General features: G+C 62.0%; 20 protein-coding genes and 2 tRNA genes. 12 read left to right on the top strand and 10 right to left on the bottom strand.

The features are described 5' to 3' along the window. Positions 1 to 12 precede the first annotated feature (12 nt). Entirely contained in the window at positions 13 to 1317 is a 1305-nt protein-coding gene (locus L6963_RS01465; protein ID WP_272878930.1) for a nicotinate phosphoribosyltransferase, read from the bottom strand. A gap of 142 nt (positions 1318 to 1459) precedes the next feature. On the opposite strand from L6963_RS01465, the gene clpS reads away from it, so the two are divergent. The 7 genes from clpS (at position 1460) to L6963_RS01500 (ending at position 6740) form a co-directional block, all read left to right on the top strand. After that, the gene (gene clpS / locus L6963_RS01470) at positions 1460 to 1774 is read left to right on the top strand and encodes an ATP-dependent Clp protease adapter ClpS (RefSeq protein WP_237206357.1); all 315 of its coding nucleotides are present in this window, start codon (positions 1460 to 1462) and stop codon (positions 1772 to 1774) included. A gap of 4 nt (positions 1775 to 1778) precedes the next feature. Continuing rightward, complete coding sequence (locus tag L6963_RS01475; protein ID WP_237206358.1) at positions 1779 to 2360, top strand: DUF2017 domain-containing protein; 582 nt, start codon at positions 1779 to 1781, stop codon at positions 2358 to 2360. Positions 2361 to 2486: 126 nt separating this feature from the next. Further along, positions 2487 to 3455 carry a glutamate racemase gene (murI, locus tag L6963_RS01480; RefSeq protein ID WP_237206359.1) on the top strand — a complete coding sequence of 323 codons (969 nt, stop codon included), beginning with the start codon at positions 2487 to 2489 and terminating at the stop codon, positions 3453 to 3455. 34 nt (positions 3456 to 3489) lie between these two features. Next, on the top strand, positions 3490 to 4356 hold the full coding sequence (locus L6963_RS01485; protein ID WP_237185882.1) for an MBL fold metallo-hydrolase: 867 nt from the start codon (positions 3490 to 3492) through the stop codon (positions 4354 to 4356). A gap of 99 nt (positions 4357 to 4455) precedes the next feature. Continuing rightward, positions 4456 to 5205 (top strand): ribonuclease PH, encoded by a 750-nt coding sequence (gene rph, locus L6963_RS01490; RefSeq protein WP_272878339.1) that lies wholly within the window; start codon positions 4456 to 4458, stop codon positions 5203 to 5205. Beyond that, on the top strand, positions 5205 to 5837 hold the full coding sequence (rdgB, locus tag L6963_RS01495; protein WP_237206360.1) for an RdgB/HAM1 family non-canonical purine NTP pyrophosphatase: 633 nt from the start codon (positions 5205 to 5207) through the stop codon (positions 5835 to 5837). The genes rph and rdgB overlap by 1 nt, the downstream gene beginning before the upstream one ends. A 21-nt stretch (positions 5838 to 5858) precedes the next feature. Next, positions 5859 to 6740 (top strand): phosphotransferase, encoded by an 882-nt coding sequence (locus L6963_RS01500; RefSeq protein WP_237206361.1) that lies wholly within the window; start codon positions 5859 to 5861, stop codon positions 6738 to 6740. A gap of 130 nt (positions 6741 to 6870) precedes the next feature. On the opposite strand, the gene L6963_RS01505 is transcribed toward L6963_RS01500, so the two are convergent. After that, positions 6871 to 8016 carry an ADP-ribosylglycohydrolase family protein gene (locus tag L6963_RS01505; protein ID WP_237206362.1) on the bottom strand — a complete coding sequence of 382 codons (1146 nt, stop codon included), beginning with the start codon at positions 8014 to 8016 and terminating at the stop codon, positions 6871 to 6873. 48 nt (positions 8017 to 8064) lie between these two features. Between L6963_RS01505 and L6963_RS01510 the strand changes: the two genes are divergently transcribed. The 3 genes from L6963_RS01510 to L6963_RS01520 are packed head-to-tail and all read left to right on the top strand — an operon-like array spanning position 8065 to position 13739. Next, positions 8065 to 9210: an exonuclease SbcCD subunit D gene (locus L6963_RS01510; RefSeq protein ID WP_237206363.1), complete on the top strand. Its 1146-nt coding sequence runs from the start codon at positions 8065 to 8067 to the stop codon at positions 9208 to 9210. Next, positions 9211 to 12354 carry an AAA family ATPase gene (locus L6963_RS01515; RefSeq protein ID WP_237206364.1) on the top strand — a complete coding sequence of 1048 codons (3144 nt, stop codon included), beginning with the start codon at positions 9211 to 9213 and terminating at the stop codon, positions 12352 to 12354. After that, complete coding sequence (locus tag L6963_RS01520; protein WP_237206365.1) at positions 12351 to 13739, top strand: MFS transporter; 1389 nt, start codon at positions 12351 to 12353, stop codon at positions 13737 to 13739. Before L6963_RS01515 ends, L6963_RS01520 begins: the two co-directional genes overlap by 4 nt. Positions 13740 to 13832: 93 nt before the next feature. Here the strand turns inward: L6963_RS01520 and L6963_RS01525 are convergent, their stop codons facing one another. The 8 genes from L6963_RS01525 to bcp all read right to left on the bottom strand — a co-directional run bounded on the left by L6963_RS01525 (position 13833) and on the right by bcp (position 21873). Continuing rightward, complete coding sequence (locus L6963_RS01525) at positions 13833 to 14480, bottom strand: MBL fold metallo-hydrolase (protein ID WP_237206366.1); 648 nt, start codon at positions 14478 to 14480, stop codon at positions 13833 to 13835. Between the two features lie 11 nt (positions 14481 to 14491). Further along, positions 14492 to 15583 (bottom strand): S-(hydroxymethyl)mycothiol dehydrogenase, encoded by a 1092-nt coding sequence (locus tag L6963_RS01530; protein ID WP_237206367.1) that lies wholly within the window; start codon positions 15581 to 15583, stop codon positions 14492 to 14494. Positions 15584 to 15643: 60 nt separating this feature from the next. Continuing rightward, positions 15644 to 16477: an alpha/beta fold hydrolase gene (locus L6963_RS01535; RefSeq protein WP_237206368.1), complete on the bottom strand. Its 834-nt coding sequence runs from the start codon at positions 16475 to 16477 to the stop codon at positions 15644 to 15646. A 5-nt stretch (positions 16478 to 16482) separates the two neighbouring features. Further along, a complete protein-coding gene (locus L6963_RS01540) occupies positions 16483 to 17589 on the bottom strand; it encodes a YihY/virulence factor BrkB family protein (RefSeq protein WP_237206369.1) in 1107 nt (368 codons plus the stop codon). Between the two features lie 177 nt (positions 17590 to 17766). Further along, positions 17767 to 19245, bottom strand: coding sequence for a malate:quinone oxidoreductase (locus L6963_RS01545; RefSeq protein WP_272878929.1), 1479 nt, complete (start codon positions 19243 to 19245; stop codon positions 17767 to 17769). A gap of 161 nt (positions 19246 to 19406) precedes the next feature. Beyond that, on the bottom strand, positions 19407 to 21134 hold the full coding sequence (locus L6963_RS01550; protein WP_237206370.1) for an ABC transporter substrate-binding protein: 1728 nt from the start codon (positions 21132 to 21134) through the stop codon (positions 19407 to 19409). A 116-nt stretch (positions 21135 to 21250) separates the two neighbouring features. Beyond that, positions 21251 to 21332 (bottom strand) — tRNA-Leu (locus L6963_RS01555). 70 nt (positions 21333 to 21402) lie between these two features. Beyond that, a complete protein-coding gene (bcp, locus tag L6963_RS01560) occupies positions 21403 to 21873 on the bottom strand; it encodes a thioredoxin-dependent thiol peroxidase (RefSeq protein ID WP_237206371.1) in 471 nt (156 codons plus the stop codon). A 199-nt stretch (positions 21874 to 22072) separates the two neighbouring features. Here bcp and L6963_RS01565 point away from each other — a divergent pair, with 199 nt between their 5' ends. Together L6963_RS01565 and L6963_RS01570 are read left to right on the top strand one after the other, a co-directional pair. Then, positions 22073 to 22687 carry a MarR family winged helix-turn-helix transcriptional regulator gene (locus tag L6963_RS01565; RefSeq protein WP_237198552.1) on the top strand — a complete coding sequence of 205 codons (615 nt, stop codon included), beginning with the start codon at positions 22073 to 22075 and terminating at the stop codon, positions 22685 to 22687. A 168-nt stretch (positions 22688 to 22855) separates the two neighbouring features. Next, positions 22856 to 22928 (top strand) — tRNA-Lys (locus L6963_RS01570). Positions 22929 to 22944 lie beyond the last annotated feature (16 nt).

Here is a 22944-nt window from a genome sequence, read left to right on the forward strand (position 1 = left end):
TGATCCTTCTTCTTAAGAGACAAATTCTGTGGGAATGACCGGGTCGCCGGGGGAGAGACGGGTAGCGGCTACCGGCAGCTCCGTGAGGGAGCGGGCATGACGCTCGGCAGCTCGGCGCACGCCCTCAGCCCCGGTAAAGCCGGGCTGGACCTGCCCATCGACCACCAGGTCTACCATGAGCGGTCGATCATTGGAGTCAGCAGGAGCCTCGATATCAAGACCAACCACCTCTGCGGTAGCGGTACCTGCGGTATCAAGGCGTCGAACGGCGGTTTTCTTGCCGCCCACAGAGGCTTTACCCGAAGACGCCTTAGCTACAGGCTCCATGACTCCCTGCGAGTTCTCGCGCAAGACCACCTTGTAGACCATGGACGAGGTGGGAACCCCGGAGCCCGTGACCAGCTTGGTGCCCACCCCGTAGGCGTTGACGGGGGCAGCGGCGAGTGAGGCGATAGCGTACTCGTCCAGGTCACTGGTGACGGTAATCTTGGTGCCGGTGTTTCCCAGCGCATCGAGCTGTTCGCGCACCTTCTGGGCCTGGGCCACTAGGTCGCCAGAATCCAGGCGCACAGCGCCCAGCTCCTGCCCGGCCAGCTCAACGGCAAGGTTCACAGCTTTCTCAACATCGTAGGTATCGACCAGCAGGGTGGTGCCCACCCCCAGAGAAGCCAGCTGGGCTTCAAAAGCCTGGCACTCGGAGTCGTGCAGCAGGGTGAAGGCATGGGCGCTGGTGCCGACGGTGTGGAGCCCGTAACGGCGGCCTGCCTCAAGGTTCGAGGTGGCGGTAAAGCCGGCAATGACGGCGGCGCGGGCGGCAGAGACAGCAGCCTGCTCATGAGCCCGGCGGGAGCCCATCTCCAGGCAAGGACGTTTGCCGGCAGCAACCGTCATGCGGGAGGCCGCCGTGGCAACAGCAGAATCAAAGTTGAGGATTGAGAGGATAAAAGTCTCGAGCAGGCAGGCCTCTGCAAAAGAGGCCTCGACCTGGAGCACGGGGGAGTGAGGGAAGAAAACCTCGCCCTCGGCATAGCCCCGGATAGAACCGGAAAAACGGAAGTTAGCAAGGTAATCCAGGGTCTGCTCATTGACCACCTTACGGGAGGCCAAAAACTCCAACTCTTCGGTATCAAAGCGGAAGTTCTCTAGCCCCTCAAGCAACCTGCCGGTGCCCGCCAAGACGCCGTAGCGGCGTCCGCCCGAAAGCCTGCGGGTGAAAACCTCGAAGACGGTGCGTCGGTGGGCAGCGCCTGAGGCTAGGGCAGCCTGCACCATGGTCAGCTCATAGTGATCGGTGAGGAGGGAAGTTTTTTGAGTCACGGGTATAACTTTATCCTTTGACCGTGCCCAAGCCCAGCCCCACCGACGCGGTTCTGCTTGCCCCGAAAGTGAACGAGCTAGGGTACAGCGAAAGAAGAGCCCTATGATAGATAAGGTACAAATGACCTAAGGAGTACACCCTATGCCTTCGGCTGCCTCAGCCACCGACACTCTGGCAGATCTTGAACTTGATCTCGCCCTAGATGTGAACACCCAGCTCAACCTGCCCTGGGCTGTGATTGTCTGGGACGACCCGGTTAACCTGATGAGCTTCGTGACCTATGTGCTGCGCACCCAGTTTGGCTACAGCACGGAAAAAGCCCACCAGCTCATGATGCAGGTGCACACCGAAGGTAAGGCCACCGTCTTTAGCGGCTCCAAAGAAGAAGCCGAACGGCACACCACCGCCCTGCATACCTGGGGACTGTGGGCAACCATCGAGCAAGCAGGTGCATAGTCTTATGGCTGAACCCTTTACCCCAACCTCCCGTGGCATTACCGCCCGCTTCACCCCTGAAGAGGTACAGGTGCTTACCCGCCTGTTTGAGGACGTCGCCCTGGCCCTGGAGCCGGAAGAAGACCCCAATGCTGACCCCCTGGCGGCCCTGGTGGGGATCTCTGAGACCGCCAGTGTGCCCAGTGACCCTGCTGTTGCCCGTATGCTGCCGGTAGCCAGCGACGATCCGGAAGTCGCTGATGAATACCGCCGCTTCACCGACCTTTCCCTACGCCGGGCCAAAATAGAACACCTCACCCAGGCCTCCATGGATTTGCAGGCCGGGGTTGTGCGGCTAGATACCGAGCGGGCCAATAGCTGGGCTGCTGCCCTCAACGACGTGCGCCTAACCCTAGGCACCCGTTTAGGGATTAACAGCGCTGAGGACGCCGACCGCATCGGCGAACACACCGACTGGGACAGCGTAGAGAGCACCGAAGACTACATGGCCCTGCTCTACAACTTCGTCACCTGGCTGCAAGAAAGCCTCATGCAGAGCCTCCTGCTGGGCTTGGACGAGCCCGGGGCGGGGCCGTCCGCACCGTAAATAATCTTTCGTGACCGATTATGACGCTCCACGCGGGCGCCGGGGCGTGATAGTCCACTCAAAAGCCGGTCGCTGCGATGGGCGCCCTACAGTTTTCTTCAACCTTTAGCTAATGTCAGGTGTGTAATGAGCGAAACCAACCCGAAACTCGTAACCCCCTGGGGTAGTCAGGTGCTTGCCGAACCCACTGCAAGTGCCCCCATCGGCGTGTTCGATTCGGGAGTGGGTGGCCTAACCGTTGCCCGCGCCATCATGGACCAGCTACCGCACGAGTCGGTGATTTACGTGGGCGACACCGCCCACGGCCCCTACGGCCCCCTGACCATCGCCCAGGTGCGAGCCCATGCCCTGCGCATCATGGACGAGCTGGTGGACTCCGGGGTCAAGCTCCTGGTGATTGCCTGCAACACGGCGTCGGCCGCTGTGCTGAGGGACGCCCGCGAGCGCTACACCCGCAAGTACGGTATTCAGGTGGTTGAGGTTATCCAGCCCGCCGCCCGCCGAGCAGTGGCGGCAACCCGCAACCGAAAAATCGGCGTCATCGCCACTGAAGCTACGGTGACCTCCCGCGCCTATGAGGACACCTTCTCGGTCATGAGCGACCTCGAAATTTACTCCGTGGCCTGCCCCCGCTTCGTAGAGTTCGTCGAAAAGGGTATTACCAGCGGCCCCGAACTGCTCCAGACCGCCGAAGAATATCTGGCCCCTCTCAAGGCCGCCGGTGTCGATACCCTGGTGCTGGGCTGCACCCACTACCCCCTGCTTACCGGCGTCATCTCCTACATCATGGGCGATGACGTTACCCTGGTATCGTCTTCGGAAGAGTCGGCTAAGGACGTCTATAAGGCTCTGCTGAGAGCCGGCCTAGAGCGCCCTGCCGCCCTGCCGCCCTCCCACGAATTCCTGGCCACCGGCGAAACCGAAACCTTCGAGCACTTAGCCCGCCGCTTCCTGGGGCCCGAGGTCGCCAAGGTACGCCATACCAACTCGGTGGCAGAACGATTCCCCACCGGCTCCCTAGCCGTCGTTCCTCCCGAACTCATCACCCAGACTGTTACCACCCCGCGCATTACCATCACCACAGACACTCCCTAACCCACAGACACACACAGAAGAAGGAAGGCCACTGATGCGATTGACCGTCATAGGCTGTACCGGTTCTTTCCCTGGGCCCAATGCAGCGGCCAGCTGCTACATGGTCTCGACTATTGATGACCTGGGAAAGACCTGGCGCATTATCGTCGATATGGGCAATGGCGCCCTGGGCACCCTTCAGACCCACATCAACCTCGAAGATATCGACGCCATCCTGATTTCTCACCTGCACCCCGACCACTGCATCGACCTCTCAGGGCTGCACGTAGCGGTCAAATGGAACCCCAACGGCTGGTCTAAGGGACCCATTCCCCTCTACGGGCCCAGCGATATTCACCAGTACCTGGTCAACACCCACGGCCTGCCCATCGAACCGGGCATGCACACCGAGTTTGAGTTCCATGAGTGGACCAACCACGCCGAGGTCAAAATCGGCCCCTTCACAGTGACCCCGCACGTGGTCGTACACCCCACCAAGGAGCCCTACGCCCTGCGCATCGAGTGTGAAACCGGTGAAGGCAAGACCGTGCTCACCTACTCCGGCGACACCGACTCCTGCATCGGCCTGATTGAAGCAGCCCGCGAGGCAGACCTTTTCCTCTGCGAAGCGGCCTACCAGGAGGGCCGCGACGACGCCCTGCGCGGCATCCACCTGACCGGCAAACGTGCCGGTGAAGCGGCAGCCGAGGCAGGCGTCCGCAATCTACTGCTCACCCACCTGCCCATCTGGAACGACCCCGCTATTGCCCTGGCCGAAGCCAAGAGCGTTTTTGACGGGCCGATATCGGTGGCTGAGGCCTCGGCAACCTACCGGGTCAACCCCCGCCGTAGCCCCGAGGAATACGCCAGTAACCCGCAGACCACCACCCTGAACGTTATTAGCCGCCACCAGGGGAGCTAGCTGCCGCCCCTGCCCACAAGTAGCCAACGCAGACAACACGGGTGCAGAAAAGCGCCCGTGTTTTTGTGCGCCCCGGGCAACAGACGCTAGGCTGAAACCATGACAGAAAACATGGCAGCACCCACCCTGCGCGGCGATGGCCGCACCCCCGACCAGCTCCGCCCCATCACCGTCACCCGCGGCTGGTCAAAGAACGCCGAAGGTTCGGCCCTGATTGAATTCGGCAACACCCGGGTGCTCTGCACCGCCTCACTGACCGAGGGCGTGCCCCGCTGGCTCAAGGGCCAGGGCACCGGCTGGGTCACCGCAGAATACGCCATGCTGCCGCGTGCAACCAACACCCGTAACTCCCGTGAATCGGTCAAGGGCAAGATTGGCGGCCGCACCCACGAGATTTCCCGACTGATTGGCCGCTCCCTGCGCGCCGTCATCGACACCGCTGAACTGGGCGAGAACACCATCGTGCTCGACTGCGATGTGCTCCAGGCGGACGGCGGCACTCGCACCGCCGCTATCACCGGCGCCTACATCGCCCTGGCCGACGCTATTAAGTGGGCCCAGGCCCAGGGCATTATCCCGGCTAAGGCTAAGCCCCTCACCGGCTCTGTTGCCGCAATTTCTGTGGGCATCATCGACGGCGTACCCATGCTGGATCTGCCCTACGAAGAAGATGTGCGCGCCGAGACCGACATGAACGTGGTCGTTACCGGCGAAGGCAAGTTCGTTGAGGTTCAGGGAACCGCAGAGGGCGCCCCCTTCGACCGAGACGAACTGAACTCCCTACTCGACTTGGCCCTGCACGGCACCGCGCAGCTAGCCCAGATCCAGCGCGAAGCCCTGGAGGACTAATGCCCGCCAAAATCGTTCTTGCCACCCACAACCAGGGGAAACTGCGCGAGTTCCGCGAGATGCTGCGCGGTGCTATCGAGGGGCTGGACGTTGACACCGAGGTGATCGACGCCGGTGCAGCAGGTGCCCCCGACGTGGTTGAAGACGGCGTCACTTTTGCCCAGAACTCCCTCTTGAAGGCCCGCGCGGTAGCTGCGGCTACCGGCCTGATTGCTATTGCCGACGACTCAGGCCTGTCGGTCGACGTGCTGGGCGGTGCCCCCGGCATTTTCAGCGCCCGCTGGGCCGGCCAGCACGGAGACGATGAAGCCAACCTCAACCTGCTCTTAGCGCAGCTTTCAGACATCGCCGATGAACACCGCCGCGCCCGCTTCGTCTGCGCCGCCTCGATGGTTACCCCCGAAGGTAAAGAGGCTGTGGAGGAGGGGGAGCTTGCCGGAACCCTGCTGCGCGAGCCCCGCGGTGAGGGCGGGTTCGGCTATGACCCGATCCTGGCAGCCGACGGTTTCACCGGCGAATACGCTGGCCTCTCCTGCGCCCAGGTGCCCGCCGATGTCAAGAATGCCATCAGCCACCGGAGCCAGGCTCTAGCCAAGCTTCTTCCCCACCTACAGGCCGCCCTGGCCCAGTAACAATTCTGTACGAGGTACCCTATGGCAGCGCACCTTACACTCATTGAACAGATGAAGGCTCTTCCCGTGGTCACGGCGGTGATGGAGCAAGCCGGTTTGAACATTCCCCGCGACCGCTGGGACGTTAGAACCACCGGCTCTGCCCACATTATCGTGAACATGGGGGCGGAGCTGAGTGTGCGTATCGCCAAAACCCAGCAGACCGGGCACCTGGTAGCCCGCCGCACCGAGATCCTGCGGCGGCTACCCCAGGACCTTCCCTTTGCGGTATCCCGGCCCATCACCCGGGTTATTACCCGTAACGGTTTTACCGCTGTAGGGCTAACCTGGATCAAGGGTGAACCCCGCCTACAGGGGGCGGCCCCGCCCAAACAGCTGGCCAATCTGGTTAGGGCCATTCACTCTGTTGACTACAGCGGCTACGGGCCCTACCTCGATATGGTGCACGAGCACTGGGGCGGGCGCGATAACTGGGAGGTGCTCCTACGCGAGCAGGTGGTGCCCCAGCTCCTGACCGGTGCCCAGAAGGTAGCCCACGCCGCTATCGACCGGGTTCTAGAACTTGAACCCGCCCCACCTGTGCTGATCCACGGTGATCTAGCCGGCCACAATATTCTCTGGAACGGCGACAAACTGGCCGGTGTTATCGACTGGGATCACGCCTCTGTAGGGGATGCAGCCGTTGACCATGCCGCCCTGGGTAACTTCTACGGCTGGGATTCCCTCTCTAAAGCGCTCGATGAAACCCAGCTGGAACGCGCCAAAATAGTGGCCCGCCTGCTACCGCTGCAGTCCCTGGCCTACACCATGCGCAACGGCATGGGCGGAGCTATCCAACGCCTGGCCGTGGAACGCGCTGACGAATGGTACCTGGACCACCGCACAGAGGTGCTTGCAGCTTAGGAACCCTAGCGAAAGAAGGGCAGGCAGGCTCACGCTCACTGCCGACCCTCTCGCTGGTTCGCTAGCGCTCACAAGCGATTCACGCCAGCCCCGCAGCCAGCAGTTTCGCTGCGAGCCTGCCTGCCCTTACCTACACCCCAAGCTGCTTGAACCAGGCTACCTCAACCAGGTTCAGGGCTTCTGCGGCGTCGGTAGCAGGGGCGAGGTCTGCCGGGAAAGTATCGTCGCCCCAGAGCGCCCCGAGCAGGGAGCCGACCAGAGCCCCGATTGAATCTGAATCGCCGGTGACAGCAATTGCCGCCCCCAGGGCCTCCCTCACTGCCTGCTGCTGGCTCAGCTTCTCCGCAGCGACATCCGCCTCTGCCCGCAGGACTAGGAAGAGGGCGTAGCCGAGCACATCGGGGGCTACCAGGAGTTTGCCGAAGTGGGGGCGGGCGTCCGCCACCTGCGCCTCGTGCTGAGCCAGGCGGACGGCGGTGCCCAGCGCCGTGCGGGTGAGTGCGGCATCGCCGGGTAGGGCCTGGCTTTTTTCCACCGTACCTAGCCAGTTCAGCACCTGCTGGGTGCATGCTTCAAGCACACCGGGGCGGGGAGCCTGCGCGGCGCCCTGGCTGGCGCTACCCAGCAGATAGCGAATGAGCAGGGCGTAGGCGCTCGCAGAGATGATGGCCTCGGGGTGACCGTGGGTGAGGGCCGCGGCGTGGGCGGATAGCTTGATGACGGTAGCGTCATCGGCCACCGGCAGGTAACCGAAGGGGGCAGAGCGCATGAGCGCCCCGGTGCCCAGGGCCTGCGGGTTGATGTTTTTAGAGATAAACTGCATTTCCCCCGTGGCAAGGGCTGCCAGGGTTGCCTTGCCCGGGCCGCGCTGCTGGTGCATCACCTGAAGCGCATTGAGGGGGCGGGGAAGGGAATAGGGGGCGGTCTCGGGTGCCGGGTGGCCGGTGCCGGTGTACCAGCGCAGGTAGGCTAGCCAGATACAGGCCAGCTCATCGGCTGCCTGGCCCTCGTTGTTCCATTCCAGCACCTCGGTGAGCCCGTCGAGGGTTGCCAGGGTGAGCTGGGTGTCGTCTGAAACGAGCAGGGGTTCCTGAGCGATAGCCGCGATAAGGTCGGCTCCTGTACGCCCGCCCCAGTGCTCAGCAATCTGTTCTACGGTGCTGGTCTCTAGGGGGTAGCCCAGGGCATCCCCCAGGGCGGTACCCAGCAGGGAGCCGCGTAAGGCCGACCGGTAGGCGGGGGAGAGGGCATCGGGGGCAGGAAAAACAGAAGTCATGCTCCCTATTCTAAAGCGGGGTAAGAGCGGGACCACTAAACTGGTGGTATGCGTATCTTGCACACCTCTGACTGGCACCTGGGCCGCACCTTTCACGGTACCTCCCTGCACTCCTATGCCGAGCAGCTGCTCGATGAGCTGGTGAACCTGGTTCAGGAACAGGGCATCGACGTGGTGCTGATCAGCGGTGACGTCTATGATCAGGCCCAGCCCCGCACCGAGACCGTGCAGCTTTTTGACCGTACCCTGACCCGCCTGGTGCAGGCCGGGGCGCAGGTGGTAGCAACTAGTGGTAATCATGACTCGGCTATTCGCCTGGGCTTTGGCTCTTCTTTGCTGAGTGTTGCGGGCGTGCACCTGGTGACCTCGCAAACCCAGGTGGGCCAGCCCGTCCTGCTGGCTGCCGGGGGCGTTGAGGTGGCCTTTTACGGCATACCCTACCTAGAGCCGCGCCCGATTGCTGCCCGCTGGGGTACCGAGGCCAGCCACGCGAGCGTGCTGGCTGAAGCCATGAGGAGGGTGGAAGAGGACGCCGCCACCCGCCAGGTTGCCGCCACGGTGGTTCTTGCCCACTGCTTTGCCACGGGTTCAGAGCCTTCAGAGTCAGAACGCGATATCTCGGTGGGCGGGGTACAGCAGGTGCCGGTGAGCACTTTTGCCGCTGCCAGCTATACAGCCCTGGGGCATCTGCACGGGCGGCAGAAGGTCACCGATACCGTCAGGTATTCCGGCTCTCTGTTGGCCTATTCTTTCAGCGAGCAAAACCACCGTAAGGGGGCCTGGATCATCGATGTAGCCCCTGACGGCGCTATTGAGGTGAACGAACATACCTGGCAGACCCACCTTGTGCTCAAAACCCTCAAAGGCACTCTCGACGAGGTGCTTGCCGAAAGCACCGTGGCGGCCTACGGCCGGGCTTTTGTCAGTATTACCCTGACCGACGCTGAGCGCCCAGCCGCTGCCCTCGATAGGCTCAAAGCCCACTACGAGCATGTCCAGGAACTTTTCTTCGCTCCCGAAGGCGCTGAGAGAAGCCAAGAGCACAGCTACCGCCGCACCCGCGAGAGTCAGAGCGTTCAGGCTATCTGCGAGTCCTTCTACGAGCATGTGCGCGGTCGTGCCCTCAACGAGGCTGAAGCCACCTATCTCACCGACGTCCTAGACCAGGCCCGTACCAGGGGAGCGAGCGACTAAATGCGAATTCACCGACTAGAACTGACCGCCTACGGCCCCTTCCCGGGCACCGTCACCATCGACTTTGACGATCTCAACCGAGAGGGCATCTTCCTGCTCAACGGCCCTACCGGCTCGGGCAAGTCATCTATCCTCGATGCCATCTGCTACGCCCTCTACGGCTCCACCTCATCGGGGCGCACCGACCTGAAATCCCGTTTCGCTGACCCCCATGTGCAGCCCCGGGTGCTGCTGGACTGCACCATCGGCACCGACCGCTACCGGATCGACCGTAGCCCGGCCTATGAGCGCCCCAAGAAACGCGGTGAGGGTACAATCACTGAGCAGGCTAAAACCCTGATTGAGAAGTTTGATACCGCCACCGGCAGCTGGGAACCGGACCCGGCCATCACCCGCCACAAGGACGCCGGCGATTTCATGCTCTCTGTGCTGGGCCTCAACGCCCAACAGTTTAACCAGGTCATGCTGCTACCCCAGGGGCAGTTCCAGCGTTTCCTGGTTGCTACCTCCGGGGAGCGGGAGCAGCTGCTCAAGCAACTCTTCGGCACCGAGGACTTCGAGAAGGTACAGGACCTGCTCCACCGATACGCTAAGGACGCCGCCGCGGCAGCCCAGGCTGCCCAGCAGGATTTGCGGGTGCTAGAGCAGCGGGCAGAACGTGCCGAGCAGGCAGCCCGGGCCGACCAGGCACAACGGGCCCTGGGGCAAGAGGTAAACGAAGATACCGAAAGCTCTTCCGCTTCTGAAGACTCCGCGCCCGCCCCTGTAGTGGACCTTCCCGACCACCTGCGCCAGGTCCTCAGCCAGCTAGCAGACCTCATTCAGAGTCTAGAAGAGCGGCGGGATAAAACCGCCCATGACCTCGAAACACTGGCAAACGAGCACACCGAAACCGCCCAGCTGCAAAAAGACTGGGAGACCTTCCTCAAGCTCGCCCAGGAACAGGAAACCCTGGCAAATGAAGAGAGCCAGATAGCTGCCAGCCGCACCCGCCTCGAAGAGCACAGGGTAGCTGCTGAGATTCTGCCTCGGGTAACAGCGGCTGAACAGGCAGCAACCGCCTATCAGCAGGCAGTAGAGCGGGCAGAAACCCACCTGGGCAGCACCCGTACGCTCCTGGCGTCCGCCCGGGAAAACCTCACCGAAACCGCCCTCGAATACGACCTACTCACGCAAGCCCAGGCCGCACTCGAAACCACCCTCACCGACGCGGCCAGTCAGCAGCTGAGCGAACTCGCCAGCGCCCACATTGACCAGCTCACCCGCTACCAGCAGGCAGAAAAAGACATCGCCAACCTGGCCGCTCAGGCACAGGCCAGTACCAGCACCCTCCAGGGTCTGATCGTCCGCCGCACCCAGCTCACCCAGGCCCTGGCAGAAGCCCAGCAGAGCCTCACCCAGCAGCGCCAGGACTACGAGAAAACCGAGCAGGCTACCGCCCGCGAAGAAGCCGCCCGCGCCCTGCTGGCCCAGGCCCGCGACCGGGTCACCGCCGCCGACCGCATGACCCAGGCCCGCACCAGTCTAGAAGCCGCCCAGCGGGCCTCCCAAGTAGCCGAAGAAAGCCGACGAAAGGCGTCCGCCCAGGCCGAAACCCTACAGCGCCAGCGCTTTGACTCAGCCGCCCAAATCTTGGCCGAAGCCCTCACCGACGGCCAACCCTGTAGCGTCTGCGGCTCCACAGACCACCCCGCCCCCGCCAGCTACGACCAGAACACCCCACCCGTCACCGAAGAAGCCCTCACCCGCGCCAAGCACCAGCGCGACGCGGCAGAAGCAAAAGCCCAGCAGGCGCTCGCCGCCCTGAGCGCAGCCCAGAGCACCCTCGACCAGTTGGTAGAGCAGGGCACCCCCGAACCCGAAGAAGCCCGGGCAGCCCTGACCTCTGCCCAGGAGAACCTCAACCAGGCCCAGGCTGAGGTAGCCCACCGCAAGGCCCTGGCTCAGCGCATCGCAACCGCCGAAGAAACCCTTGAGACCAGCCGGGCAGACCTGGCCGAAGCCGAACGCCAGCACACGAGCGAAGAAGCCAAACTGCAGCAGCTCATCGGCCAGCGAGAAAGTCTTGAAGCCGAGCTGGCCCCCCACCGACAGGGCCCAGGCCTAGCCGACCGTATCGCCACCCTCAACCGGCTGACCAGGCAGCTGCCCACCCTGCTCGCCGCCTACGCCGATCGGGAGCGGCAGGCCCAAGCCCAGGCGTCCGCCCAGGAAGAACTGAACAAGGCCCTACAAGAAGCCCAGTTCAAGGACGCCCAGCAGGTAAAAACCCAGCTACTCACCAAGGCCCAGGTCGGCCAGCTAGAGCAACAGATCACCACCCACCGCGACCGCACCCTGGCAGTCACAGCCCAGCTCACTAGCCCCGCTCTGGCAGCTATCGCCCAGCTCCAGGCGGACGGCGGCCAACCCCCTGCCCCCGAACAGCTAGCCCAGCTCAAGGCAGCTATCGCCCAGCTCAGCGCCCAGCGCGATAGCTTCATTAGCCATACCACCCGCCTGACAGGTGCCCGCGAGGAGCTGCACGAGGTGCTGAGCCTACTCGAAGCAACCCTAGAAAAGAGCCGCCTGCTACTCGAAGACGCCCACCTCAAACATGAACTCGCAGCGACCGCCACAGCGGCCCCCGGCAGCGATAACCGCCTGCACATGACGCTGACGTCCTACGTGCTGGCCTACCAGCTCGCCGAGGTCGCCGAGGCAGCCAGCGAGCACCTCGAAAAAATGACCCACGGCCGCTACCGTCTGGAACACACCGACCGGGCAGAGGGACGCAACAAGAAATCCGGCCTGGCCATCGATATCTTTGATGCCTGGCACAACGCCAGCCGCCGCCCCGAAAGCCTCTCGGGCGGTGAAACCTTCATGGCATCCCTGGCCCTGGCACTGGGTCTTGCCGACGTCGTGCAGCAGGCCAACGGCGGTATCGACATCGACACCCTCTTCGTTGACGAAGGCTTTGGCTCTCTCGATGATGAGACCCTCGAAGAGGTTATGACCACCATCGACTCCCTGCGTGAGCGCGGGCGGGTCATCGGCCTTATCTCGCATGTGGCCGAGATGAAGAACCGCATTAACAAGCACATCGTCCTTACAAGCTCGCCCCAGGGGTCCTCCCTGGTCGCAGATGCAGGAGCAGCGTGAGCCCCCACCGTAACCCCAAGAATCGCAGCTCTTCTCCCCGCACGGGGCTGGGCTACCGGCGCGACCGCCAGCGGCCCAGTAGCCCTGACCTGCGGAATAACCTGCGGGAGAGCGTCACTCGCCTGCGTGTTTCAACCGAGTACGCCCGCACCCGTATTCGCGATCTGCTGCTGGCCCACGGCTGGCGCTTCCTCTTCTTCTCCCTGCTCATGCGCCTGCCCGCGGCTATGGTGATGCTGGCGGTGATGATGATGCTGGCTGTGCAGAACAATGAGGCCACTCTCGGCGGGTACGCCGCCGGTACGGTGGGGTTGAGCGCGGCTCTCATGGTGCCGGTCTATCGGTCTATCTCTGAGCGCTGGGGCCAGCGAAGAATCTTCTTCGCTGTTACCGTGCTCAATATTCTGGCCCTGATGTGGCTGATGCTGGAATCCCTGCGCTTTGCTGAGACCAGTAGCGGGTCTATCGGCCGCTTCCTCGCAGCCTGCGCGGTGACGGGCGTGACCACCGTGCCGCTGGGGGCGGTGATGCGAAGCTACTGGAGCGCCGAGTACCTCACCACCAAGGACCGCCGTAAGCTCAACGCGTCCATTTCGCTTGAAACCATGTTCGACGTCATCGCCCTACCCGCCGGGGCCGTGATTGCCGGTATCACCACGGTCTTTTTGACGGCCCAGTCAGCCCTCTTCGCGGTGATTGTGCTCGATGTTCTGGGCCTGCTTATGCTGCTGTGGCGCCCGGAAAACCTACCGGTTGAGACCCGTGACGTCAGCGGGGGCAACCGCCGCAAGCCCCTGCGGGGTGTAAGCCGCTCCCTGCTCTGGATACCCCAGCTAGGCACCATCTGCTTGGGCCTATCCCTGGGCGCGACCCAGGCAGCTATCGTGGCCTACGCCATTTCAACCGACCAGATAGGCGTCACCGGCTTCCTGATCGCCCTACTCGGTCTGTGCGCGGTTATCTCTGCCCTGTTTGTGCTCTTTGAACGTCTGCCCATGTTCGGGTGGGGGGCCTGGCTGGTGAGCGGGGTATGCCTGACCCTCACCGCCATGACCCTGTCTTTGCCCACCTCAGCTATGGGTATGGTGATTCCTCTGATTAGCGTGGGTCTTGCCTACGGTATTTGCCTGGTCACCATGGACTCGGTGGCCACCAGCCTCTCGGTGCGTAAGAACCTGGATCTGGCTCTTTCTACCCTGCAGGCCTGTTCCCTGGGCGGTATCGCGGTGGGGTGCGTGTGGGCAGCCGATTTGAGCGGCTCCTACAGCTACCAGGTGGCCCTGATTATTCCTCTCATCGCCGCTGCGATCTACTTCTGCCTGGGACATCTCTACGGGTTCTTGTGGCGTCGCACCTACGAGGAGCGCCTGGCCCTGCTGCCCTAGCGCGTCCTCTCATCACTCCAAGCACAAGGGGCCCTACCGTCAGCTGACGGTAGGGCCCCTTGGTATAGGTTGAGGGAGCGGACGCCCTCGCGGCTAGTGGCCGCGCTTAATCCAGTTCTCGAGTTCGGGGGCTTCTAGGCCGATGCCGGTGGAGTCCCCGTGGCCGGTGAGCACAGCGGTGGATTCGGGCAGGGTCAAGAGCTTGGTTGAGATTGACTCGATGATGGTCTCGAAGCTGGAGAAAGAGCGGCCGGTGGCGCCGGGCCCTCCATTGAAGAGGGTATCGCCCGAGAAGAGCACGCCCTCTGAGTTCTCCCAGGAGAGGGTGGGGGCGTAGAAGCAGACGGAGCCGGGGGAGTGGCCCGGGGTTGCCAGGACGTTCAGCTCGGTGGAGCCGATGGTAATGGTATCGCCCTCTGCCAGGTCTTGGTCGAAGTCCCAGGAGGGGTAGACCATCTCCCAGAGCGGACGGTCTGCCGGGTTGAGGTAGACCGGGGCCTCGAAGCGGTCGGCGGCTTCCTTGGCTGAGCGGATGTGGTCGTCGTGGGCGTGGGTCAGCAGGATTTTCTCGACGGTGCGCCCTGCAACCTTGGCTGAAATCTTATCGACGTCGTGGGCGGGGTCGATGATGACCACGGAAGTGTCGTTGCCGATAATCCAGACGTTGTTATCGACGTCCCATGTGCCCCCGTCCAGGGAGAAGGTGCCGGAGGTGACAACTCGTTCAATGCGTTCTGTCATGGTGATAACTCCTAGAGCTCAACGACCGAGCGTAGAACCTTGCCGGTCTTCATGGTTTCGAAAGCCTCGTTGACCTGGTCAAGGCTGATGCGTTCTGAGACGAAGCCGTCCAGGTCGAGGTTGCCCAGCTGGTAGTGCTGCACGAACATGGGGAAGTCGCGGGAGGGCAGGGTATCGCCGTACCAGGCTGACTTGATGGAGCCGCCGCGCCCGAAGACCTCATCGAGGGGAGCCTGCCAGGTGGTGCCGGGGGCGGGCACGCCTACCAGAACGACGCGTCCGGCCAGGTCACGGGCCTCGAAGGCCTGCTTGAAAGTGGCTTCAACGCCCACAGCGTCAATAACCAGGTCGGCGCCGAAGCCGTCGGTGAGCTCCTTGATAGCGGCTACCGGGTCCTGGTTTTTAGAGTTGATCACATGGGTAGCGCCGTGCTCCTTGGCTCGGGCCAGCTTTTCGTCGTCAATATCAACGGCGATGATGGTGGTTGCCCCGCCCAGCTTGGCGCCGGCAACAGCGGCAGTACCTACACCGCCGCAGCCGATGACGGCAACTGACTCGCCGCGGGCTACTTCACCGGTGTTGAGCACAGCGCCCAGACCGGCGGTGACGCCGCAGCCCAGCAGGCCGATAGCGGCGTACTGGTCTTCGGTCAGCTCAGCATCAATCTTGGTGCACTGGCCGGCTGCCACCAGGGTCTTCTCGGCAAAGGAGCCGATACCCAGAGCGGGGGAGAGCTCGGTGCCGTCCTCAAGGGTCATCTTCTGGGTAGCGTTATGGGTGGCGAAGCAGTACTGGGGCTTGCCCTTCTTACAGGCCCGGCACTCGCCGCAGACAGCCCGCCAGTTGAGAATGACCAGGTCGCCGGGGGCGACGTTGGTGACGCCCTCGCCCACCGCCTCGACGATGCCGGCTGACTCGTGACCCAGCAGGTAGGGGTAGTCGTTGCCGACCCCGCCCTGGACGTAGTGGTGGTCGGTCTGGCAGACACCGCAGGTGAGCACCTTCACTAGGGCCTCGCCCTTGATGGGGTTGGGCACATTGATGGTAACAACTTCAACGGGCTGATCCTTGGCCAGAGAGACGACGGCCTTGACCTTGTGCATGGGGCTCCTTCGATAGCGGGAGGGGAAAAATATCGGCAGGTAGCTACCTGCTGCTACTCTCTACGCTACCGTGTGGTCCGGCTCGCTGCCAGCTCGTGAGACCGCATGACGGGCCATGAAGTCAGCGGATGCCCGACGGGCTTGCCCGCTGGTCAGGGCACTAATATGGTCGCGGCCCACTAGCTCGAGATAGGCGGACGCCGGGTGCGGCAGCGCCGCGGCAAGGGCAGGAAGTCCGGTGGCTAGGGTATCGTCGCTGCCGGCAAAGAGGAGGGTGGGGCAGGCAGGTAGTTTGTTCGGTGTGAAAGGCTCAACCGGCTGGGCTGTAAAAGCGGCCAGCGCAGCGCGGGGCAGGGGGCTGGTATCGAGGACGGCCTGGAGCCCCTCTGGTAGGGAGGTGCCGGGGGCGGCGGAAGGCGCCGATAGATAGGACTGCACCTCATCGAGGTGGGTTGCTAGGGGCAGGCCTCCGAGCGTCAGGCTCTGTACCAGGTGCGGGGAGCTGAGCGCTACCTGCCAGCAGATGCGGGCGCCCAGAGAATAGCCCAGCAGATGAACCGGTGTATCTACATCTGCCAGAGCCTGGCCAAGGGCTGTGCCCAGGGAAGTCACTAGCCCTTCTTGCTGCCAGGTGACGGCTATCTGCCCGCTAGACTTTCCTGCCCCTTCGTGCCCTGCTTCTTCGAGCCGGTGATAGGGCAGGGTGACCAGATGGACATCTGCCCCTGCCCGCTGCAACTGCCGCACCCAACCGGTCCGTTCCCAGGTCACCTCGGGGGTGGAGGCAAAACCGTGCACCGCCACCACCTGCTGGCCCTCAAGAAGCCGGGGCGGAGCGTCCGCCCCAGCAACGGGGGCACAGTAAATCTCGACCGAAAGACAGGGCTCGCACATAGGGCCTACTCGGAGTCCTTCTTCTCCTGCTTCTCGGCCATCTGCTGGAAATCAACACCGTTATGGGCCAGGCGAATCTTGCGGCCCTCTTCGATGAGGTTTTCCTTCTTCTCCTGCTGCTTGATCGCCATGGTGTCATCGCGAGGGGGCAGCTGAAGCTCGTCCTCGGCCTTGATGCCTGCCTGCAGCTCGCGGCCGCGCTGAATCTCAGCGTCAATCTGGGCGCCGAGCAGCAGCACATTGTTCATAATCCAGATAAACAGCAGCATCACGATAACGCCACCGATCAGGCCGTAGGTGGCATTGTAGGAGCCGAAGTTCGAGACGTAGAAGGTGAAGCCCAGACCAGCAATAGCCATCACGACCAGGGCAATAGCGGCGCCGGGGGTGAGGAAGCGGAACTTGGGCTGCTTGACGTTGGGGGTGGCGAAGTAGAGCAGGCTAATGAGCACAACGGCCAGAACCAGCATGATGGGGTAGCGCAGCCACATCCATACGCCGATGAAGCCGCCGAGTTCGATAGCGGGCACGGCGTTCTGCAGGGTGGTCAGCACGTCCTCGGAGGACAGCAGTACCAGCATCATGGCAACAACAATCAGTACCATGGCAGCGGTGACCAGCAGGTTGAAGGGGCGCAGCTTCCAGATGGGGCGACCCTCTACTACACCGTAGATCTTGTTCATGGCACGGCCAAAGGCGCCGATATAGCCTGAGGCAGTCCAGAGGGCGCCGACCACACCGGTGACCAGGGCCAGACCTGCGGCGTTTGAGCTGGTGAGCTGGGTGATGGGCTCTTCCAGCAGGGTCAGCATTTCAGCCGGGGCGTAGTCTTCAAGGAAGTTGAGAATCGCGTTGGTGGTCTGCTGGCCCTGCCCAAAGACACCCAGCAGGGAGACCACAGCCAGTAGGCCTGGGAAGATAGAGAGCACCGTGAAGTAGGTCAGGGCGGCGGCCAGATCGGTGCAGCCGTCGTTGGTGAATTCGCTCAGGGCGCGCTTGAAGATGTACTTCCAGCTAGAGCCGCTCATATCTGAGAGCTTGGCGGGCTTGGGAGCCTCTTTGTGGGCGTCCTCTGTAACGGCCCGGCTAATGGTTTGTTCTTTGAGAGCCATGGTGTCGTCCTTAGGGCATGCGGTGATTTAATCAGTAAACATCTTATCAGTAGCATGATAAACCTTTGAGCTGGCTGAGCGTCTGCTTCGTGATAAAACAGTAGCTGCCCCGGCGCATGATGCCGGGGCAGCTATGAGACAGGGTAGCCCACACGGTAGTGGGCGGACGCCGGTGGGCTAGTTATCGATACCCAGCACCTTAGCGGTGTGGGCAAAGAGCTCATCAGCCAGGTCGTGGTTGTCGTTGAGCTTGACGCCGTAGCCGGGCACCAGTTCCTTGATGCGGGGTTCCCACTGGTTTATCTTGGCGGGGAAGCAACGGGCCAACAGGGTCAGCATGATGGGGGCGGCGGTTGAGGCGCCGGGGGAGGCACCGAGCAGGGCCGCGATGGAGCCATCTCCCGATGCGATGAGCTCGGTGCCGAACTGTAGCACGCCGCCCTTCTTGGCGTCCTTCTTAATAACCTGCACGCGCTGACCGGCGGTGATGAGCTCCCACTCATCCGCTACCGCGGTGGGGTAGTACTCACGCAGAGAAGCTACACGCTCGTCGCGGTTCTTGAGCAGTTCACCGATGAGGTATTTGGTGAGATCTACGTTGTCCAGGCCTGCGCGAATCATGGGGACCAGGTTGTCCGGACGCAGGGAGAGGGGCAGGTCGAGCAGGGAGCCCTGCTTAAGGAAGTTGGTCTTAAAGCCAGCGTAGGGGCCAAAGAGCAGGGAGCGTTTGCCGTTCACGTAGCGGGTGTCGAGGTGGGGCACAGACATGGGCGGGGCACCCACCGAAGCCTGACCGTAGACCTTGGCATTGTGCTTGAGAGCGGTTTCTTCGTTGGTGTTGCGGAAGAAGAGGCCCGAGACGGGGAAGCCGCCGAAGCCCTTGCCTTCCTTAATACCTGACTTCTGCAGCAGGTTGAGGGCACCGCCACCGGCACCCAGGAAGACAAACTTGGCACGAATGGTCTGGCTGTGCTCGGAGTTCAGGCGGTTCTTGACCTTGACCAGCCAGCTGCCGTCACTCTGCTGCTCGAGGTTGGTGACCTGCTGGCCGTACTGGACGGTGACGCCCTGCTCTACCAGGTAGTCCACCATCTGCTGGGTGAGGTTGCCGAAGTCTACGTCGGTGCCCTCGGGTGACCAGGTGGCGGCAATCTTCTGGTTGGGGTCGCGGCCCTCAACGGCCAGGGGAGCCCACTGGCGAATCTGGTCAAAATCGGTTGAGAACTTCATGCGCTCAAAGAGCTTCTGGTTCTCGAAGGCCTCAAAACGCTTGCCCAGGTAGCGCACATGGTCTTCACCGAAGACCAGGGACATGTGGGGTACGGGGTTGATGAAGCTGGCGTCCTTGATCTTGCCCTCTTCAACCAGGGAGGCCCAGAGCTGGCGGGAAACCTGGAACTGCTCGTTAATACCCAGCGCCTTAGCCGGGTCTACGGTGCCGTCGGGGCCTGCCGGGGCGTAGTTGAGTTCGCAGAGCGCTGAGTGGCCGGTACCAGCATTGTTCCAGGGGTTAGATGACTCCTGGGCTACCTGATCCAGACGCTCCAGCAGGGTGATATTCCAGGTGGGCTCTACTTCCTTGAGTAGGACGCCCAGGGTTGCGCTCATAATACCGCCGCCCACTAGGACGACATCGGTCTGTACTTCGTTTGCCACGTGATTGACACTCCGTCACTCTAAGACTGTGGTGCCCGACGCTGGACACCGGCTGGGGTGGAGCCGCTCGGCCCCGTTCTCATCTTTAGCGTAGTACAGATAGGGCGACGTACCTAACACGTACGGTTCTTTGACGCACTTTTGCGGACGCCCGCGGTGGGCTAGTCGTCGATGTGCACGGTGGAGAAATCATCGATGCAGGTGGCGCTCACCGTGTAGGTGCGCACCCTCTGGCCCTGGGTAACGCCCGAGACAGGGTAGGCCAGAGGAATTGCAGATAGCAGGTTGGCTACCTGGTTATTGATGTCCTTGTAGGCTTCCCGCCATTCGGCGATATCGGTGCGGGTATCAGCCTCGTCGATAGCCTGGCGGATACTGGCGTAGCTGGCAGTAGCCTTGGTCGGTTCGGCAGCTGCTGCTGTGGAAGTGGGGGAGGGGCTGGCACTGGCGCTTGTGCTCGGGTTGGGTTCGCTGATGGTGGTGGGGGCGGACGCTGCCGGCGTCAGTACATGCCCTAGAAAGGTGGTGGGGTCGCGGAAGGCTCCGATAAAGCCGGTCAGTTCTAACCCGTAGTCGGGGTGGGCGGTGGGTACGTCCTCGGTACCGGCGTCCGACCAGCGGTAGGGTTTGGGCACGATGTTGAAGCCTGCCTCAACCAGGTTTGCCGAAATCAGCGAGTAGATACCTTCGGGCGAGGGTAGGGAAGGCAGGGAGAGATTGACCGGGTAGTAGAAATCAATGGCCTGGTTGGCGTAGGTGCTGGCGCGCAGGAGTTCCTGGGCGCGGGTGAGGTTATAGGTATAGACCTGCGCCATGTCCTCTTTCTTCATCTGGAAGAGGGCGGGGATGAAGTCGGGCGCGGTGTTGGTGCCCTGGGGGTAGTAGGCCTCGACGATAGCGGCCCTGTCGATGGCGCGGGCTAGGGCCTGGCGCACCCGGGCATCGTCGAAGGCCGGGTGGGAGAGGTTGATACCGATATAGGCAATTGCGTAGGGGTCGCGGGACTGCACCGCATACCCGTCCAGGGCCAATGGGACGTAGTCCTTGAGGGCCACCTGGTCGTAGGCGTCGATGCTGCCTTCGAGCAGGTTGTAGTAGCGCTTTTCGGCATCGGGGATGGTGAGGAATTCGATGGTGCCAAGGTCGGGGGCCTGGCCCCGGTAGGAGCTATTGCGGGTGAGGACGGCAGTGCTGCCATCCCAGGAGCTCAGCGTAAAGGCACCGGTGCCTACGGGGGAGCTGGTGAGGTAGCCGTCCGCCCCGATACTGCTGGGTAGAACAACCCCGTAGGCTGGCTGGCTCAGGGCCTTGAGAAAACTGCGAGAAGGTCGGCTGAGAACGATGTCAAGGCTAGTATCTGTAGGTGCCGACCAGGCGGTCACCAGGGGCTTAATCTCGTTGCCGTCTGCGGCTTTAGCGCTACCAAAGAGCTGATGAAAAGGCTGAGTCATACGGGTGAGAGCAGTTTTTCCCAGAGTAGACCAACGCTCGATATTGGCCAGTATGCTACTGGCTGTCAACGGGGTGCCATCGCTAAAGGTGGCATTCTCAACCAGATTAAAGGTGTAGGTGAGACCGTCCTCGCTAGTCTCCCAGCTGGTTGCAAGAGAAGGGGCGGGCTCACCGGTGTTGACATCAGATCGAACTAGAGGTTCTAGAATTTGGGCGCTGATGCGGTGGCTTTCTACCCGGTAGGTCGCTGCTGGGTCAAGGGTGAGTACTTGCGCGCCCTGGGCAAAACGGAAGGTGGGACCTGCACTCTCGGTGGCGGAGGCGGACGCCGCGGGGTCGGCCCCGGTGGAGGTTGAACAGGCGGAAAGGGCTAGGCCGGCGGTCAGCAGGGAACCGTAGTGAAGCAGGGTGCGACGGGTGAGGGCTGGTGCTGCCATGAGAGAATCCCCTTCGTTCTGAGGCTCGTTGGCCTAGGCTGTGGCCGCCAGGTTCTGGTTATCAAAAAACCCGTCCAACCATGGATAAACCGGGCTGAACGGGTGTTTCGTCAGTGTGCGCGAGGAGGGACTTGAACCCTCACGCCGTAAGGCACAGGAACCTAAATCCTGCGTGTCTGCCAATTTCACCACTCGCGCATGCGGTGCTGTCAGCACAACAGTGTCTATGCTACAACACCTTGAGAGGTTTTGCTAAATACGGCCGCCCCTAGGAGTCGATACCTAGGTCTCGGCGGAGCTTGGCAACATGGCCCTTAGCGCGGACGTTGTACTGGGCGACCTCAATCATTCCCTTCTCGTCGATGACGAGGGTGGAACGGATCAGGCCCACATAGGTCTTGCCGTAGTTTTTCTTTTCGCCCCAGGCCCCGTAGGCTTCCGCAACCGCGTGGTCTTCATCGGAGAGCAGGGGGAAGGTGAGCTCCTGGTTCTCGGTGAAAGTATCGAGGGCCTTGACGCTGTCGGGTGAGATACCCAGGACGGCGTAGCCGTGCGAGGTGAGCGAGGCTAGGTTGTCTCTAAAATCGCAGGCCTGGGTGGTGCAGCCGGGGGTGGAGGCCTTGGGGTAGAAGTAGACGATCACCTTCTGCCCTGCGTAGTCGGCCAGGGAGACGGTGCCACCTCCTGCAGCGGGCAGGGTGAACTGGGGTGCGGGGGTTCCCGGAGTAAGTCGTTCCACGGGCGTCCTTTCACATGGTGAACAGAATAGGGGTGCAGCCTACCGGGCTGCGGCCTTGCTACCAGCTTATCAGGGGCAAGGAACCCTGATTTTTAGCGGAAAAACAGGGTTGTTCAACAATTACTCAGTGTACAGTTGGTTATGTCAAGCACCTGTCATGTCTAGGCATATAAGTGCTGAGTATGCTTATAATGGTGCTATGCCAGAAATTCGTAATTGGTCGATTAATCGACTCCTCTCAACTGCAGCGCGCATGCTGGAATACAGCTGGAATGATCAGCTGAAGTCACTTGGGCTTACCCATGCTGGCGTAACAGCTCTTGGCGTCATTGCCCGCGAAGGCATGATTTCACAGGTGAAAGTTGCCTCCCTTGTGGGTGTGCAGGCCCAGACCATGGGCAAGACCCTTGCGCGACTCGAAGCGCACGGGCATGTTTTCCGCACCCGTAACACTATTGACCGCCGCAGCTACCTTCTAGGTATCACCGAAGAGGGGCGGCGCGTGCTGGCCGAAGCAGAGAACATTGACCGCAAGCTTGGATCTGCCGGCGAGCTCTCAAACCCTGAATTTCGCGAAATGCTCATTCATATTATTGAAGGCCTGAGCGAGCACCATGCTGGTAGCGAGGTGCTCGATGATGTTGCCGGTGAGCACACCGCCCAGATTGGGGCTATCACTAAATCTTTAGCAGAGGCTCCGTCGGCAGAAGCCGACGTACCCGAGGCTAATGTCACGGAGCCTATCGTTGAGCGCGTCAATACCGCTGTTATGGACGTTATTACGCCAGAGATGATTGCTGAGTACCGTAAATAGTGCTTCTGGGCCTCCTGCTGATACGGCGGGAGGTCTTCTGTATGGGCTGTATATATACGCTTTTTATGAAGGTGCTCACAAACGCCCTTTTCGGCTTGCGCGCCTCAAAAAAGGTGCGTATAGTAGAACCCGTTGCTGAGAAAGGTTCTCGGTCTGACAAGTAAATATGCGCCTCTAGCTCAATTGGCAGAGCAATTGACTCTTAATCAATGGGTTCTGGGTTCGAGTCCCAGGGGGCGCACAGCGCAAGAAGCCCG

This window comes from Rothia nasimurium (assembly GCF_928392795.1).
GTDB lineage: Bacteria > Actinomycetota > Actinomycetes > Actinomycetales > Micrococcaceae > Rothia > Rothia nasimurium_F.